Raw genomic sequence first — 14,668 nt, 5'->3', positions numbered from 1 at the left:
CGCTAGACCATCTGGTGCGGCGGGGGAACACCGCTTATGCGGGACGGATGCAGGCACGGTTTTTGAACGGACGCGCGCGTCGCCGCGCGATGGCGATGCTACTGGCAGCGGCGGCGATGCTGCCGCTGGCGGCGGGGGCGGACGGCATCGTCGACAACGTCAACGGCCTGACGCTCGACAAGGACGGCAAGGTCGTCCGCTTCCAGGCGATGCTGGTCACCGCCAACGGGCAGGTCGGCAAATTGCTCGGCGCCAAGGACAAGCGCCCCGACAAGCTCGACTGGCGCGTCGACTTCAAGGGCAAGACGTTGCTGCCCGGGATGATCGACGCGCACGGCCATGTCATGGAACTGGGCTTCCGCGCGCTCGAACTCGACCTGTCCGACACCAAGAGCCTCGCCGAGGCGCAGGCGAAGATCGCCGATTACGCCCGCGCCAACCCCGACAAGGCGTGGATCATCGGCGGCGGCTGGAACCAGGAGGCCTGGGGACTCGGTCGCTTCCCGACCGCGGCGGACCTCGACGCGGCGGTAGGCGACCGGCCGGTGTGGCTGGCACGCGCCGACGGCCATGCGAGCTGGGGCAACAGCGCCGCGCTGAAGGCGGCGGGCGTCACCGCCAAGAGCGTCTCGCCCGCCGGTGGCCGGATCGAGAAGGGGGCGGGGGGGCAGCCCGCCGGCGTGTTCGTCGACGCCGCGCAAAGCCTCGTTGCCAAGCTGGTGCCGCAGCCGCTCGGCAAGGACCGCAACGCCGCCTTCGTCAAGGCGCAGACCATCCTGCTCAGCTACGGCGTCACCGCCACCGCCGACATGGGGACGAGCATCGAGGATTGGCTGACCTATCGCCGCATCGGCGATCTCGGCGGGCTGCGCGTGCGGATCATGAGCTATGGCATGGGCGTCGACACAACGGTGCAGATCGGCGGCACCGGACCGACGCCGTGGCTGTACGCGGACAAGCTCAAGCTGGTCGGGGTGAAGCTGTACGCCGACGGCGCCTTGGGGTCGCGCGGGGCGTGGCTGAAGGCGCCCTATGCCGATGCGCCGGGCCAGTCGGGCGCGGGCTTCATGAGCGATACCGTGCTGCGCAATCTGATGAGCCGCGCGGCGATGGACGGCTATCAGGTCGCGGTGCACGCGATCGGCGACCGCGCCAATGCCGAGGTCCTCGATGCGATCGACGAGATGGCGCAGACCTACAAAGGCGACCGCCGCTGGCGCGTCGAGCATGCGCAAATCGTCGATCCCCTCGACCTTCCGCGGTTCGGCAAATATGGCACGATCGCCTCGATGCAGCCGACGCACGAGACCAGCGATCGCGTGATGGCGGAGGCGCGGCTGGGGCCGCAGCGGCTGGCGGGGGCCTATGCCTGGGCTTCGATGCTCAAGAACGGCGCGAAGCTCGCATTCGGTTCGGATTATCCGGTCGAGCGGCCCGATCCCTGGGCGGGCTGGGCGGCATCGTTCACGCGGCAGGGCGCCGACAGCCAGCCGTTCGGCGGCTGGCGCCCCGAAGAGGCGGTGACGCGCGAACAGGGCTGGTGGGGCTTCACCGGCGGCGCGGCCTATGCGGGCTTCGCCGAGGATCGCATCGGCCGGCTCGCGCCGGGCATGCAGGCGGACTTCATCATCGTCGACCGCGATCCGCTGCTCGCCTCACCGACCGATCTGCGCGCCACCAAGGTACAGGAGACGTGGGTCGGCGGGTATAAGGTGTGGGAGCGGAAATAGCCGCTCCCCGGGCAGGTCAGAGCGCGGCGCCGCCGGCGTCGATCATCTCGAGCGCATGGGCGAGATGGACCGCAGCGATCTGCGCCGAGAAGGAGGACAGGCCGTCGAGCAATTCGAGCGCGTCGGTGATCAGGAACTTGGCCGTGACGGCGGCCTGATTGGTTGCGGTATCGATCGTCGTCGGCATGAGCTTATCCCCCCTCGGTTGGTAAGCCCTGATTATTATACGATTCTCTAAAGCGGAATTAACGTTTGGGCAGCCACGCTTTCTGATCTCGATCAAGGTTTGCGCCGACGGTGATGGAGCGGGTCGCAACGGGAGCGACCGCAGCGCAACAAAAAGGCTGCGGCATTGGGGATGCCGCAGCTCTTGTTCGCCGGACGTGGAGCAATTGTCAGATCAGGCGACTGCGCCAATTTCCTCTGGTTCGCGAAGCACATAGCCGCGGCCCCAGACCGTCTCGATATAATTTTCGCCTTCGCAGGCGAGACTCAATTTCTTGCGCAGCTTGCAGATGAAGACGTCGATGATCTTCAGCTCGGGCTCGTCCATGCCGCCGTAGAGATGGTTAAGGAACATTTCCTTGGTCAGCGTCGTGCCCTTGCGCAGCGAGAGCAGCTCGAGCATCGCATATTCCTTGCCGGTCAGGTGGACGCGGCTGCCGTCGACCTCGACCGTCTTGGCGTCGAGATTGACCGCGAGCTTGCCGGTGCGGATGACCGACTGGCTGTGCCCCTTCGAGCGGCGGACGACGGCGTGGATGCGCGCGATCAGCTCTTCGCGATGGAACGGCTTGGTGACGTAATCGTCCGCGCCGAAGCCGAAGCTGCGCACCTTCGAGTCCATCTCGTTGATCCCCGACAGGATCAGCACCGGCGTCGCGACGCGGGCGACGCGCAGCTTCTTGAGCACGTCATAACCGTGCATGTCCGGCAGATTGAGATCGAGCAGGATGATGTCGTAATCGTACAGCTTGCCGAGATCCAGGCCCTCTTCGCCCAGATCGGTGGTGTAGACGTTGAAGCCTTCGGTCCCGAGCATCAGCTCGATCGCCTTGGCGGTGGTCGGCTCGTCCTCGATCAACAGCACTCGCATCGCGTCGTCCCCTGCTGGCCATACCCTGAGCACCCCTGCTGCACGGCTCGACCCGATTCATTAACCAAAGAACATCTGAAGGCAAAAGGTTAATTAGGGTTTAATCCCGCGGGGTCTCCGATCACATGGGTTAGTCTTTTTTTACATCCTCATCGGGATCGGTCGGCGTAAGGTCCGGCCCGAGCAGCGTTTGATGGCGACTGCGCGGAATATCCTCGCCCAATACCTCGCGCAGGTAGAGGCTGCGCACGAGCGTAAAGATTACCACGAGCAGCGCCGCGGAGAAGAACAGGCCGAAGATGCCGAAGATCACGCCGATACCGATGATCGCGAAGACGGTGATCGCCGGCGGGATCGAGATGACGCGCGCCTGCACATAGGGCGTGATGAAATTGGTCTGGATCAGCCGCACGACGGCATAAGTGACGAGCGTGCCGATCAGCGGCCCGGTGCCCTGTGTCGCGGCGAGGCCCAGCGCCGGGACCATCGCCGCGGTCGGACCGATATAGGGGATGAACTCCGACAGGCCGGCGAGCAGACCGAGCGCCGCGGCGGACGGCACGCCCGAGATCCACAGGCCGACACCGACCAGCACGCCCATGCTGGTCATCAGGATCAACGACGAGCGCAGCCAGAGCCGCAACGTCGAGCCGACGTCGAACAGCGCATCCTCGATCGCCGGACGCTTGCCGCGCGGGATCAGGAACAGGAAGCCGCGCTGGTAGATACCGGGATCGGCGGCGAAGAAGGCGGCGCCGACGAGCAGCAGCAGGCTGTTGAGCAGCAATTCGCCGCCGCCCTGGACGAGCCCGCTGACGTCCTGCGCGGCCTGCGATCCGGCATAGGCCTGTTGCACCGCGTCGACGATCTTGGCGCCGACCGGGCTGCGCGAGGCCCAGGCGGCGAGCTGGTCGAGCAGGCCGGGCAATTGCGTGACGAGCACGTTGACCTGTTCGCGGAACTGCACGCCGAACAGCCAGACGAGGAAGCCGACGATGCCGAAGGCGGTGGCGATGCCGAGCCCGACCGACGCTTTCTCGGGCACGCGCAGATGATCGCGGTAGAGATCGGCGATGGCGTGGATAGCGATCGCGCCGAGCATCGATCCGAAGGCGAGGATGAGCAGATTGCCCGCCTTGAACAAAGCCGCGGCGACCGCGGCGATGACCAGGATGTAGACGATGCGGCGGATGAAGCGGGCGTCGTCCGCATCGGGCGCAAGACGGTTCACGCGCGCGCCCGGCCGGGAGATCGTACGCTGGCGGCAATGGTCACGTCCGTCTCTCCCCCGCGCCACGATTCGGCGCGCCGCAGCGTAACGTATAATCGCGCGAAACGGCCGCAAGATCGTCGCGCGGCGCACCCGCCGCCGCGGCGCAGCGCGCCCGCGGGGTTTCGCCATCGCGCCGGCGGCTGTACGGAGCGGCCCAACACCATGGCATCGCATGCGTTTGCCAGCGTTCTTCCTCTTACCGAAAGAGCCCGTCATGAAACTCTGCCGCTTCGGCCAGCCCGGCCAGGAACAGCCCGGACTCGTCGACGATGCCGGTCGCATCCGCGACCTGTCGGGCATCGTCGCCGACATCACCGTCGATGCGATCCCCACGGTGCGTGCCGCCGATGTCGCGGCGCTGCCGGTGGTCGAAGGGACGCCACGCTACGGCGTGCCGGTCGGGGGCATCGGCAAGATCGTCGCGGTCGGCCTCAACTATCGCGACCATGCGATCGAATCGAACCTGCCAATCCCGACCGAGCCGATGATGTTCATGAAGGCGCTGTCCAGCCTGTCCGGTCCGAACGACGACGTCATGCTGCCCAGGGATTCGACGCACAGCGACTGGGAGGTCGAGCTGGGCGTAATCATCGGCAAGACCTGCCGCTACGTGTCCGAGGATGCGGCGCTCGATCACGTCGCCGGCTATGTGCTCGCCAACGACGTGTCGGAGCGGTTCAACCAGAAGCAGCGCGGCACGCAATGGTCGAAAGGCAAGGGCCACGACACCTTCTGCCCGGTCGGCCCGTGGCTGGTGACCCCCGACGAGATCGGCGACGTCCAGGCGCTCGCCATGCACCTCGACGTCAACGGCGAGCGGATGCAGACCGGCAACACCAGCACGATGATCTTCGATCTCAAGCAGCTGATCAGCTACGTCAGCGAATATGTCACCTTGCTGCCCGGCGACCTGCTGATCACCGGCACCCCGCCGGGCGTCGGCGAGGGCAAGAAGCCGCAGTCGATCTACCTCAAGGCCGGCGACGTGATGGAGCTGGCGATCGATTCGCTCGGCACGCAGCGTCAGCAGGTCGTCGCATGGCGCCATCCCGACGACGCGGCACGGGCCTGAACCGGCGGATCGGGCGCGGCACGGTGTGCCGCCCCGGTCCCACGTCAGGTCCGTCACCTGCGAAAGTCGGTTCGTGACCCACCAAGCATGTACCCGCGCAGGCCTCGAACCGGCCCGGCGTGACGGGGAAGGGCCGGGAACACGACGAACCCGCACCGACGTTGTTATGCGATTACCCCGCGGTCACGCGGGATCGTGGCGTTTGTCGTCGGCGTCGGCGATCAACTGCGCGTAGCATCGCGCGAGTTCGAGGTGGACGTGGCGGCCGTCGGTGTCGCGCGCGCGTTCGGCGAGCTGTCGTTCCTGGCGTTCGCGGCGGACGTAGAATTCGATATCGGCTGACATTTGCATGGCGCGCCTCCCGTTCGAAATCGTCCTCTGCCGCTATGTGTCTGCGCGGCAGAGGATTCGTGTATAACGGTTTTCGCGGCATGCCGGATTCAATTGGATCAAACGGACGACATTATCCTGCGTCGTCGAGCGGCAGGGCGATCGTGCAGAGCATGCCACGCTCGGCGAAATCGAGCGTCACCGCCGCATCGACCTCGTAACGCAGGCTGCGGGTGAGCAGTTCGAGCCCGAAGCCCTCGCCGACGGGGGCCATGACGCCGCCGTCGGGCAGGTCCTCGTGCCACCGGATGTGGAGCTGGCGCACGCCGTCGGCCGCCGCGGTCCACCAGCGGATGTCGAGTCGCCCGTCGTCGCGGTGCAGCGCGCCGTGCTGGACGGCATTGTCGGTCAGTTCGTGGAAGGCGATGCCGAGCTGGTCGGCGAGTCGCGGCGGCAAGCGCACTTCGGGCCCGCCATAGCCGACGCGGCCGCCGACCTGATGCGCGAGCAGCGCGTCGGCGAGCAGCCCCTCCAGGTCGACGCCCTGGTCGCCGGCGCGCATGATATGACTCTGCGTCCGTGCGAAGGCGGCAAGGCGGCCGTCGAAATGGCTGCGATACTCCTCCACCGTGTCGCTATTCTCCGCGGTGCGCCGCGCGATCGAGCGGATGATCGCCATCGCGTTGCGGATGCGGTGGTGGAGCGCGGCGCGCAGCCGGCTTTCGCCGGCAATCCGCTGGTGCAGGTCCGATATGTCGATCGCGCTGCCGCGCCAGTCGTCGGTGCCGTCGCCGGCGGGGACGCCCTGCACGCGCAGCCAGCGGTAATCGCCCGCGGGGCCCGCGGCGACGCGCAGATCGGCGCTGAACAGCCGCGTCGCACGCGCGCGCTGCCAGCCGGCGGTCAGCGCGGCATGATCCTCCGGATGGAGGCAGGCGAGCCAGCCGCTTCCCGCGCGCTCCGCCTCGCTCTGCCCGGTCAGCACCGACCAGGCGGCGGCGAAGGCGAGGCTGCCCCCTTCGGCAGTGGCGCGCCAGTCGATCGGGCCGCACATGGCGGGCGGGGCGGCAGCGGCGGTGACGATGGCGGGAGGATTACCCGTTGGCATCCAGATGCCGTCCTTCGTGATCGAGGTGGAGATAGGCCGGATTGAACATCGCGACATCGCACAGCCCGTCAAGATCGAGCGCCTCGAACTCGCGCCCTTTCCAGCGGATCAGATTGCGCGAGCGCAGCTCCTGCACCATCCGGTTGACGTGGACCGGCGTCATCCCCGTCGCTTCGGCGAGGTCGGTCTGCGTCAGCGGGATCTCGCAGCGCGTGCCGTCGACCATGCCGACGGTACGCAGGCGGAAGATCAGCTCGCAGAACAGGTGCGACAGTCGTTCCAGCGCGTCGCGCTGGCCGAGGTTGACCGTCCATTCGCGCTGGATCGCCGCGCCGGTCAGGCCGTCCCACCACAAGGCCTGGCTGACGCGCGGGCCGAGCGCCGCCAGCGCCTCGATCTGGTCGCGCGCGATCTCGACGTAGCGGACGGGGGTCAGCGCGCCGACCGAATGATCCATCTCGCGCAGGATATAGCCGTGCACGTCGCAGAGATCGCCGGGCAGGTGGAAGGCGATGATCTGCCGCCGGCCGTCCTCCAGCGTCTTGTAGCGGAACGCCCAGCCGTCGAGGATCAGGTTGACGCCGCGCGGACGGTCGCCTTCGCGGATCAGGTCGCGGCGCTGGCGCACCACGAGCGGCGGTCCCGCGCAGGCCGCGTCGATCGCCGCGCGTTCGTCGTCGGCGAACGCGACATAATGCTGCAACCGGGTGATCAGGCGATTGGCGGATGGCGCGGATGACATGGGGAAACCTGACAGCATTTGTCGCTTCCGCTCGCTTACCCATGTTAACGCCGCCGCCGACTGATTCATTATCCCTTGTTCTACAGGGAGTAGCTCAATGACATCAGCAGCAGCATCACCGCTGGCCGGGCGATCCATACTCATCGTCGAGGATGAATATCTGATCGCGGACGATCTGGCGCGCGAATTGCGCGCGGTTGGCGCGGGGGTGGTCGGGCCGGTCGCCTCGCTGTCGCAGGCGATGCGGCTGCTCGCCGACGCCGGGCCGCTCGACGTCGCGATCCTCGACATCAATCTGCGCGAGACGTTGGTCTATCCGCTGATCGACCAGTTGCTCGCCGCGCAGGTGCGCGTGCTGATCACCAGCGGCTATGACGCCGCGATCATCCCGGATCGCTACCGCACGCTGCCGCGCTGCGACAAGCCGGTGTCGACCGAGCAATTGCGCGAGGCCGCGGAGCGTTTGTGGGACGGCGCGACGGTATCGCTGCCGACACCTTGACGGCGGACCCCAGGCGGGATCGCCATTTGAATTTTGGCTTAAAGTCCTCCCCCGCCAGGGGAAGGACTTTGATCGAATGGCAGTCGGCCCCGGACGAGCCCCTCGGCCGCATGCCACCGCCATCCCTCCACGAAAAAGGGGCCCGGCATCGCTGCCGAACCCCTCTTGCTCACGTCGATCCGAAGGATCAGTCGCGCGTTTCGGTCAGGAAGGCCGGCGCGAACTCGGGCGCGGGGCCGTCGTCGTTGCCGCCGCCGTTGCGCGGGCCGCGATCGCCGCCCTCGCTGCGGGGACCACGGTCGCCGCCGTCACGGCGCGGACCACGGCCACCGCCGTCACGCCCGCCGCCATCGCGACGCGGACCACGATCGCCGCCACGGCCACCGCCGTCACGATCGCCGCCGCCGCTGCGCGGGCCGCGCGGACCACGCCCGTCTTCCCTGCCGCCGCCTTCGCGCGGTTCGCGTGCCGGACGCGTGTCCTCCAGCTCGGCGCCGGTTTCCTGATCGACGACGCGCATCGACAGGCGAACCTTGCCGCGCGGATCGATCTCGAGGACCTTGACCTTCACTTCCTGCCCTTCGGACAGGACGTCGGACACCTTCTCGACGCGCTCGTTCTTGATTTCCGAGACGTGGACGAGACCGTCCTTGCCGCCCATGAAGTTCACGAAGGCGCCGAAATCGACGAGGTTGACGACCTTGCCGTCATAGACCTTGCCGACTTCCGCTTCCTCGACGAGGCCCTTGATCCACTTGATCGCGGCATCGATCTGCGCCGGATCGGACGAGGAAACCTTGATGACGCCCTCGTCGTCGATGTCGACCTTGGCGCCGGTCTGCGCGACGATCTCGCGGATCACCTTGCCGCCGGTGCCGATGACTTCGCGGATCTTCGACTTGTCGATCGAGAAGGTCTCGATGCGCGGCGCGTGCGCCGACAGCTCCGAGCGGGTCTCGCCCAGCGCCTTGGCCATTTCGCCGAGGATGTGCGCGCGGCCCTCATGCGCCTGTGCCAGCGCGACCTTCATGATCTCTTCGGTGATGCCGGAGATCTTGATGTCCATCTGCAGCGCGGTGATGCCCTCGCTGGTGCCGGCGACCTTGAAGTCCATGTCGCCGAGGTGATCCTCGTCGCCCAGGATGTCCGACAGGACGGCGAAGTCCTTGCCTTCGAGGATCAGGCCCATCGCGATGCCCGACACCGGGCGCTTCAGCGGCACGCCGGCGTCCATCATCGCCAGGCTGCCGCCGCACACCGTCGCCATCGACGACGAGCCGTTCGACTCGGTGATGTCGCTGGTGACGCGGATCGTGTACGGGAATTCCTCCTTGGTCGGCAGCACCGCGCGCAGCGCGCGCCATGCCAGCTTGCCGTGGCCGACTTCGCGGCGACCCGGCGCACCGAAGCGACCGACTTCACCGACCGAATAGGGCGGGAAGTTATAGTGGAGCATGAAATTCTGGTACGACAGGCCGCCGAGGCCGTCGATCATCTGCTCCGCGTCGCGGGTGCCGAGCGTGGTGGTCGCGATCGTCTGCGTCTCGCCACGGGTGAACAGCGCCGAACCGTGCGCGCGCGGCAGGAAGTGGACTTCCGCCTCGATCGGACGGACCGTCTTGGTGTCGCGGCCGTCGATGCGGCGACCGGTCTTGAGGATCGCGGTGCGGACGATGTCCGCCTCCAGCTTCTTCACCAGCTTGAGGCTGGCGAGATAGGACTGGGGATCGCTGTCCTTGAGGTCGGCCATGCCTTCACGTGCTTTCGCACGGGCTTCGTTGATCGCGGTCTGGCGGGCCTGCTTGTCGGTCAGCTTGTACGCCGCCTCCAGGTCCTTGCCGATCAGTTTCTTGAGCTTGGCTTTGACGCCGGCGCTGTCGTCCTGGGTCTTGAGCTCCCAGGGCTCCTTGGCGGCCTGTTCGGCGAGCTTGATGATCGCGTTGATCACGTCCTGCGACGCGCGATGCGCGAACATCACGGCGCCGAGCATGACGTCTTCCGACAGCTCGTTGGCTTCGGACTCGACCATCATCACCGCGTCGTGCGTCGCCGCGACCATCAGGTCGAGGTCGCCGGTGGCGACTTCGGCGTCGGACGGATTGAGCTGATACTCGCCGTCCTTGTAGCCGACGCGCGCCGCGCCGATCGGGCCCATGAAGGGCACGCCCGACAGCGTCATCGCCGCGGAGGCGGCGATCATCGCCAGCAGATCGGGCTCGTTTTCGCCGTCATAGCTGAGCACCTGCGCGATGCAGTTGATCTCGTTGTAGAAACCCTCGGGGAACAGCGGGCGGATCGGACGATCGATCAGGCGGCTGACGAGCGTCTCACGCTCGGTCGCGCCGCGCTCGCGCTTGAAGAAGCCGCCGGGGATGCGGCCGCTGGCGGAGAACTTCTCCTGATAATGGACGGTCAGCGGGAAGAAATCCTGGCCTTCCTTCACCGACTTCGCCGCGGTGACGGCGCAGAGCACGACCGTCTCGCCGAGCGTCGCGATCACCGCGCCGTCGGCCTGGCGGGCAACCTTGCCCGTTTCGAGGGTCAGCGTCTGGCCGCCCCACTCGATCGATACCTTCTTGGCATTGAACATGTATTTTCCTTCACTCCCCGAGCCAGATGCTGCGGGGGGCCTGTATCGCGGGCTAGCCGGCCCGCGTCGGTATGGAGCGTCTTGTCGCTCCCGTGGATCGGGGCCGAATTGCCCGTCTCCGCTACCCGGCTCATGCCGGTATTCGTGAAACCGTGATGTCCGCCTGTAGCACGGACATATGAAAAGGGCGACCCGAAGGCCGCCCTCATCGTTACTTGCGAAGGCCGAGCTTCGCGATCAGGTCGAGGTACCGCTGACCATCGGTCTTGCGGAGATAGTCGAGCAGCGAGCGCCGCTTGTTGACCATCATCAGCAGCCCGCGGCGCGAATGGTTGTCCTTCTTGTGACCCTTGAAATGCTCGGTCAGGTTCTTGATGCGCTCCGAAAGGATCGCGACCTGGACTTCCGGCGAACCGGTGTCGCCTTCCTGGCGAGCATGTTCCTTGACGACTTCGGCCTTGCGTTCTGCGGTAATGGTCATGTGTCAGTCCTCGACATCATAGGTTGAAGCCACGGACGACGCGGGCCTCTGCGGCCTCGACCTCTATCAGCGCGACCGGGATATCCCCGTCACACGCGAAATATTGGCCATCGTCCTCGGCGATCCCGTTCAGAACGCGCCCCTGGCGGAGCGCCCCTGCCTGATCGGGGGTGAGGGGTAGAGCCGGGATGTCGTCCAGCCCCGCCCTCAACGGCAGGAGTGATTGTTCAAGGCTGCGCGCCATACCGGCCTCAGCCAATTTGTCCAGCGATATCGCGGGGGCGAGGGTGAACGGCCCCGCCTTGGTGCGGCGGAGCATGGTGACGTGCCCCACCGTGCCGAGCGCCAGCGCGACGTCGCGCGCGAGGGAGCGGATATAGGTGCCCTTGGAGACGTGCGCAGTAAGAGTGAATTCATGCAATTCCTCCCCGGTACGGGGAGGGGGACCATCCGCAGGATGGTGGAGGGGGGCTTCCTCCCGCGACACCGTTTGGGGAGGCCCCCCTCCACCATCCGCTGGCGCGGACGGTCCCCCTCCCCGTGCCGGGGAGGAATGGAGGGCGTGGATCGTCACCTGCCGCCCGGCCAGCACCACCTCTTCCCCGGCTCGCGCCAAGTCATAGGCCCGCGCGCCATCGACCTTGAGCGCGGAATAGGCCGGCGGCACCTGCGTGATCGGCCCGGTGAAGCGCGGCAGCACCGCCGCGACCTGTGCCGCGGTCGGCCGCATGTCCGACGTCGCGATCACCACCCCCTCCGCATCCAGCGTATCGGTCTGCTCGCCGAAGCGGATCGTGAAGTCGTAGACCTTGTCGCTGTCGAGCATCCGCCCGGCGAGCTTGGTCGCCTCGCCCACCGCGACCGGCAGCACGCCGGTCGCGAGCGGATCGAGCGTGCCGCCATGGCCGACCTTGAACTTGCCGTAGCCGCCCTGCCGCAGCGCGCGCTTGACCGCGGAGACGACCTGCGTGCTGCCCAGCCCCAAGGGCTTGTCGATGATGATCCAACCGTGCATCGCGCGGCCGTTAGGCGATTGCGGTCGCCAAGGCCAGGAACCAGCCGATCACCGCCTGCGCGGGCGGCCCGACGACGCGCCCGACCAGATCGGCGCCCGGAAACACCATCGGCAGCACGACCAGCACGAGGATCAGCAGCAGGAAGCCGAACCGCCCGATCTTGGCATATTGCGCGGCGAGCGGCCGCGGCAGCAGCCCCTCGACGACGTGGCCGCCATCGAACGGCGGCATCGGCAGCAGGTTGAAGATCGCGAGGAAGACGTTGACGAGCAGGAAATTGACCAGATTGGCGAGCACGAAGGCGGCGACGCCGGCCGGCGCCGCGCCGCCCGCGGTCGCGCCGATGATGCCGATCGCGATCGCGGTCAGCGTCGCGAGCGCGAGGTTCATCCCCGGCCCGGCCAGCGCGACCGCGACCATCCCCCAGCGCGGGTTGCGCAGCCGCTGCGCGATCACCGGCACCGGCTTGGCCCAGCCGAACACCGGCGCACCGGCGATGGCGAGGCCGAGCGGCAGGATCACCGTCCCGACCGGGTCGACGTGACGGATCGGATTGAAGCTCAGCCGCCGCTGCTCCTGCGCAGTGGGATCGCCGAGCCATTTCGCCATCCAGCCGTGCGCGACCTCGTGGAAGACGATCGCGATCACCAGCGGGATGATCCAGACGGCGGTGCGATAGACGATATGCTCGGGGTTCATGCGCGCGATATGGCGTGGGGCAGGGCGGTGCGCCAGTGTGCGGCGCGCTCATCCTCACCCATCGCCGGCAACGCCGTCTCTCCCTCTCCCGGCGGGAGAGGGAAGGGGCCCGCCGCCGCAGGCGGTGGGAAGGGTGAGGACGGCGGCTAGGACCCCAAAGCCTCGCTGAAATGTCGCCGGCATAGAGCGACATAGCGGTCATTGCCGCCGATCTCGGTCTGCGCGCCCTCGGCGATTGCGCGGCCTTGCGCGTCGACGCGCAGGTTCATGATCGCCTTGCGCCCGCACACGCACACCGATTTGATCTCGATGAGCGCGTCGGCGATCGCGAGCAACCGCGCCGACCCCTCGAACAACCGCCCCTGGAAATCGGTGCGCAACCCGTAAGCCAGCACCGGCACGTTGAAGACATCGCAAATCCGCGCCACCTGCGCGACCTGCCCCGCGGAGAGGAATTGCGCCTCGTCGACCAGCACGCAGGCGAGCGGCTCGCGCGCCTGCCGCTCGGCGACGCAGGCGGCAAGATCGGTGGTCGCATCGAACGGCGTCGCCGGCGCCTCCAGCCCGATCCGGCTGGTGATCGTCCCCGCTGCGAAGCGATCGTCCACCGCCGCGGTGAACAGCATCGTGTTCATGCCCCGCTCGCGATAGTTGAAGTCCGCCTGCAAGAGGTTGGTCGACTTGCCCGCGTTCATCGAGGCGTAGTAGAAATAGAGCTTGGCCATCAGAAGCCGCGATACAGCGGATCACGTGGTTCCCGCAAAGGGCCATCAGCCTTGTCGACGCGAACCGACGCGGGGTCGATCCGCCCGGTCCGCACGTCGCCGATCATCCACAATGGCCGCCAGTCGCCGCGTTTGGCGGTCTCGCTGCACGCATCTTGCGAACTGATGGTGACCATCGCTAGCCGATGGCCGTCCTTCGACCAGCGGATGGCATTGGGCAAGACCGAGGATGGCGACAGGCATCGAAACCGTTGCACCGCTTGCTGCCGTGCCGCATTGGTCAGGCGTGGTCGTTCAATGATTGTTCGACCGACGATCTCGAAGATCTTCAACTCGTCCATGAATGAGCCAACATGATGGTTGACCGCAACCCAGTGGGAATCGGGCGACCACATGACGGTAAAGGGCATGTCGTCGGACAGATTGCCCAAGCGTGCCACGATCCTGCCGTTGGCATCCTGCAACTCGATAGGAGGCTGGCGGTCGCGATAGGCCCGCTGGACGATCGCGAGACGACCGTCGGGGGAGGGAGCGCGGCCTGCACAGGTGGCGACGAACTGGTACACGCCCAAGCCGCGCCGGGGGCCCCCAGCTTTGCAGTCGGTCGAGAGCGCACTGATCTGCCCCGATGAGGCGGATGGCCAATACAGCAGGGCAGCACCGATAACGACGGACATCGTGGTCAGACGGCGCATCATGCCTCTTGGTGGTGACCAGGCTTAGCCCGAATAGCGGTGAGGGTTATCTCATCACCCACGACGGATATTTCGAACATCTGGCCTGCCCGCCAGCCCATCCTTTGGATGATGTCGGCAGGGATGGTGACGGTGCCATTTTCGTCAATCGTCGCATCATGCGTCATCAGGCAAGACTGATGGCCTCGCGCAGGCGCGTCAATCCTCGCCAGCATCGCCCAGATCGCGCGCCACCTCGGGCTTGCGGAGCAAGGCGTCGATGTGGCTGCCTTCGTCGAAGCTCTCGTCGCCGAGGAACTTGAGCTTGGCGGCATATTTCGTCTGGATGCGATGCGCGACCTCGCGCTGGAGATAGGCGGTGTTGGTGCGCAGCGCCTTCAGCACCTGGTCCTCGTCGCGGCCGAGCAGCGGCTTCACGAACACCGTCGCGTGGCGCAGGTCGGGGGACATGCGCACCTCGGTGATCGAGACCATGTGCTTGGCCAGCGTCTCGTCGTGGACGTCGCCGCGCTGGAGGATTTCCGACAGCACGTGGCGCACCTGCTCGCCGATGCGCAGGGCGCGGACCGATTTATCCTGGGGATCTTTGTTCATGATGCTGTCTCTTGT

Annotated in this window: 17 protein-coding genes; 3 read left to right on the top strand and 14 right to left on the bottom strand. The window is 66.8% G+C overall.

What is annotated here, in order from left to right:
• Positions 1 to 47: 47 nt before the first annotated feature.
• On the top strand, positions 48 to 1,730 hold the full coding sequence (locus SFC76_RS14120) for an amidohydrolase (protein ID WP_322850077.1): 1,683 nt from the start codon (positions 48 to 50) through the stop codon (positions 1,728 to 1,730).
• Between the two features lie 16 nt (positions 1,731 to 1,746).
• Here SFC76_RS14120 and SFC76_RS14115 read toward each other — a convergent pair whose 3' ends face one another.
• From SFC76_RS14115 to SFC76_RS14105, 3 genes are all read right to left on the bottom strand, one after another.
• A complete protein-coding gene (locus tag SFC76_RS14115; RefSeq protein WP_322850076.1) occupies positions 1,747 to 1,917 on the bottom strand; it encodes a hypothetical protein in 171 nt (56 codons plus the stop codon).
• A 213-nt stretch (positions 1,918 to 2,130) separates the two neighbouring features.
• Complete coding sequence (gene ctrA, locus SFC76_RS14110; protein ID WP_038663154.1) at positions 2,131 to 2,826, bottom strand: response regulator transcription factor CtrA; 696 nt, start codon at positions 2,824 to 2,826, stop codon at positions 2,131 to 2,133.
• 130 nt (positions 2,827 to 2,956) lie between these two features.
• Positions 2,957 to 4,057, bottom strand: coding sequence for an AI-2E family transporter (locus SFC76_RS14105; RefSeq protein ID WP_322850075.1), 1,101 nt, complete (start codon positions 4,055 to 4,057; stop codon positions 2,957 to 2,959).
• A gap of 256 nt (positions 4,058 to 4,313) precedes the next feature.
• Here SFC76_RS14105 and SFC76_RS14100 point away from each other — a divergent pair, with 256 nt between their 5' ends.
• Positions 4,314 to 5,171 carry a fumarylacetoacetate hydrolase family protein gene (locus tag SFC76_RS14100; protein ID WP_322850074.1) on the top strand — a complete coding sequence of 286 codons (858 nt, stop codon included), beginning with the start codon at positions 4,314 to 4,316 and terminating at the stop codon, positions 5,169 to 5,171.
• A 183-nt stretch (positions 5,172 to 5,354) separates the two neighbouring features.
• Here the strand turns inward: SFC76_RS14100 and SFC76_RS14095 are convergent, their stop codons facing one another.
• The 3 genes from SFC76_RS14095 to SFC76_RS14085 all read right to left on the bottom strand — a co-directional run bounded on the left by SFC76_RS14095 (position 5,355) and on the right by SFC76_RS14085 (position 7,351).
• A complete protein-coding gene (locus tag SFC76_RS14095) occupies positions 5,355 to 5,522 on the bottom strand; it encodes a hypothetical protein (protein WP_322850073.1) in 168 nt (55 codons plus the stop codon).
• A gap of 112 nt (positions 5,523 to 5,634) precedes the next feature.
• Positions 5,635 to 6,609 carry a sensor histidine kinase gene (locus SFC76_RS14090; protein ID WP_322850072.1) on the bottom strand — a complete coding sequence of 325 codons (975 nt, stop codon included), beginning with the start codon at positions 6,607 to 6,609 and terminating at the stop codon, positions 5,635 to 5,637.
• Positions 6,596 to 7,351 (bottom strand): Crp/Fnr family transcriptional regulator, encoded by a 756-nt coding sequence (locus SFC76_RS14085; protein ID WP_322850071.1) that lies wholly within the window; start codon positions 7,349 to 7,351, stop codon positions 6,596 to 6,598. Before SFC76_RS14085 ends, SFC76_RS14090 begins: the two co-directional genes overlap by 14 nt.
• A gap of 97 nt (positions 7,352 to 7,448) precedes the next feature.
• On the opposite strand from SFC76_RS14085, the gene SFC76_RS14080 reads away from it, so the two are divergent.
• Entirely contained in the window at positions 7,449 to 7,853 is a 405-nt protein-coding gene (locus tag SFC76_RS14080) for a response regulator (protein ID WP_322850070.1), read from the top strand.
• Positions 7,854 to 8,040: 187 nt separating this feature from the next.
• Here SFC76_RS14080 and pnp read toward each other — a convergent pair whose 3' ends face one another.
• The 8 genes from pnp to rbfA all read right to left on the bottom strand — a co-directional run bounded on the left by pnp (position 8,041) and on the right by rbfA (position 14,653).
• Positions 8,041 to 10,443, bottom strand: coding sequence for a polyribonucleotide nucleotidyltransferase (gene pnp / locus SFC76_RS14075; protein WP_322850069.1), 2,403 nt, complete (start codon positions 10,441 to 10,443; stop codon positions 8,041 to 8,043).
• 211 nt (positions 10,444 to 10,654) lie between these two features.
• Complete coding sequence (gene rpsO, locus SFC76_RS14070) at positions 10,655 to 10,924, bottom strand: 30S ribosomal protein S15 (RefSeq protein ID WP_038663138.1); 270 nt, start codon at positions 10,922 to 10,924, stop codon at positions 10,655 to 10,657.
• A 16-nt stretch (positions 10,925 to 10,940) separates the two neighbouring features.
• Positions 10,941 to 11,939, bottom strand: a complete 999-nt coding sequence (truB, locus tag SFC76_RS14065; RefSeq protein WP_322850068.1) for a tRNA pseudouridine(55) synthase TruB — start codon at positions 11,937 to 11,939, stop codon at positions 10,941 to 10,943.
• Positions 11,940 to 11,949: 10 nt separating this feature from the next.
• Complete coding sequence (locus tag SFC76_RS14060; protein ID WP_322850067.1) at positions 11,950 to 12,639, bottom strand: site-2 protease family protein; 690 nt, start codon at positions 12,637 to 12,639, stop codon at positions 11,950 to 11,952.
• Positions 12,640 to 12,785: 146 nt separating this feature from the next.
• Positions 12,786 to 13,364: a thymidine kinase gene (locus SFC76_RS14055; RefSeq protein WP_322850066.1), complete on the bottom strand. Its 579-nt coding sequence runs from the start codon at positions 13,362 to 13,364 to the stop codon at positions 12,786 to 12,788.
• Entirely contained in the window at positions 13,364 to 14,059 is a 696-nt protein-coding gene (locus tag SFC76_RS14050; RefSeq protein ID WP_322850065.1) for a hypothetical protein, read from the bottom strand. The genes SFC76_RS14055 and SFC76_RS14050 overlap by 1 nt, the downstream gene beginning before the upstream one ends.
• On the bottom strand, positions 14,059 to 14,226 hold the full coding sequence (locus tag SFC76_RS14045) for an AbrB/MazE/SpoVT family DNA-binding domain-containing protein (protein WP_322850064.1): 168 nt from the start codon (positions 14,224 to 14,226) through the stop codon (positions 14,059 to 14,061). Before SFC76_RS14045 ends, SFC76_RS14050 begins: the two co-directional genes overlap by 1 nt.
• Positions 14,227 to 14,257: 31 nt before the next feature.
• The gene (gene rbfA / locus SFC76_RS14040; RefSeq protein WP_322850063.1) at positions 14,258 to 14,653 is read right to left on the bottom strand and encodes a 30S ribosome-binding factor RbfA; all 396 of its coding nucleotides are present in this window, start codon (positions 14,651 to 14,653) and stop codon (positions 14,258 to 14,260) included.
• Between the last annotated feature and the right edge of the window lie 15 nt (positions 14,654 to 14,668).

Source organism: Sphingomonas sp. CD22 (assembly GCF_034556155.1).
In the GTDB taxonomy this organism is placed as follows: domain Bacteria; phylum Pseudomonadota; class Alphaproteobacteria; order Sphingomonadales; family Sphingomonadaceae; genus Sphingomonas.
The sequence above is the reverse complement of the archived record's forward strand: the minus strand, read 5'-3'. Positions and strand labels throughout refer to the sequence as shown.

Bases quoted from the DNA above. Each gene is read 5' to 3' on its own strand.
- SFC76_RS14120 (WP_322850077.1), top strand. From the start codon at position 48: ATGCAGGCACGGTTTTTGAACGGACGCGCGCGTCGCCGCGCGATGGCG.
- SFC76_RS14115 (WP_322850076.1), bottom strand. From the start codon at position 1,917: ATGCCGACGACGATCGATACCGCAACCAATCAGGCCGCCGTCACGGCC.
- ctrA (WP_038663154.1), bottom strand. From the start codon at position 2,826: ATGCGAGTGCTGTTGATCGAGGACGAGCCGACCACCGCCAAGGCGATC.
- SFC76_RS14100 (WP_322850074.1), top strand. From the start codon at position 4,314: ATGAAACTCTGCCGCTTCGGCCAGCCCGGCCAGGAACAGCCCGGACTC.
- SFC76_RS14095 (WP_322850073.1), bottom strand. From the start codon at position 5,522: ATGCAAATGTCAGCCGATATCGAATTCTACGTCCGCCGCGAACGCCAG.
- SFC76_RS14090 (WP_322850072.1), bottom strand. From the start codon at position 6,609: ATGCCAACGGGTAATCCTCCCGCCATCGTCACCGCCGCTGCCGCCCCG.
- SFC76_RS14085 (WP_322850071.1), bottom strand. From the start codon at position 7,351: ATGTCATCCGCGCCATCCGCCAATCGCCTGATCACCCGGTTGCAGCAT.
- SFC76_RS14080 (WP_322850070.1), top strand. From the start codon at position 7,449: ATGACATCAGCAGCAGCATCACCGCTGGCCGGGCGATCCATACTCATC.
- pnp (WP_322850069.1), bottom strand. From the start codon at position 10,443: ATGTTCAATGCCAAGAAGGTATCGATCGAGTGGGGCGGCCAGACGCTG.
- rpsO (WP_038663138.1), bottom strand. From the start codon at position 10,924: ATGACCATTACCGCAGAACGCAAGGCCGAAGTCGTCAAGGAACATGCT.
- truB (WP_322850068.1), bottom strand. From the start codon at position 11,939: ATGCACGGTTGGATCATCATCGACAAGCCCTTGGGGCTGGGCAGCACG.
- SFC76_RS14060 (WP_322850067.1), bottom strand. From the start codon at position 12,639: ATGAACCCCGAGCATATCGTCTATCGCACCGCCGTCTGGATCATCCCG.
- SFC76_RS14055 (WP_322850066.1), bottom strand. From the start codon at position 13,364: ATGGCCAAGCTCTATTTCTACTACGCCTCGATGAACGCGGGCAAGTCG.
- SFC76_RS14050 (WP_322850065.1), bottom strand. From the start codon at position 14,059: ATGCGCCGTCTGACCACGATGTCCGTCGTTATCGGTGCTGCCCTGCTG.
- SFC76_RS14045 (WP_322850064.1), bottom strand. From the start codon at position 14,226: ATGACGCATGATGCGACGATTGACGAAAATGGCACCGTCACCATCCCT.
- rbfA (WP_322850063.1), bottom strand. From the start codon at position 14,653: ATGAACAAAGATCCCCAGGATAAATCGGTCCGCGCCCTGCGCATCGGC.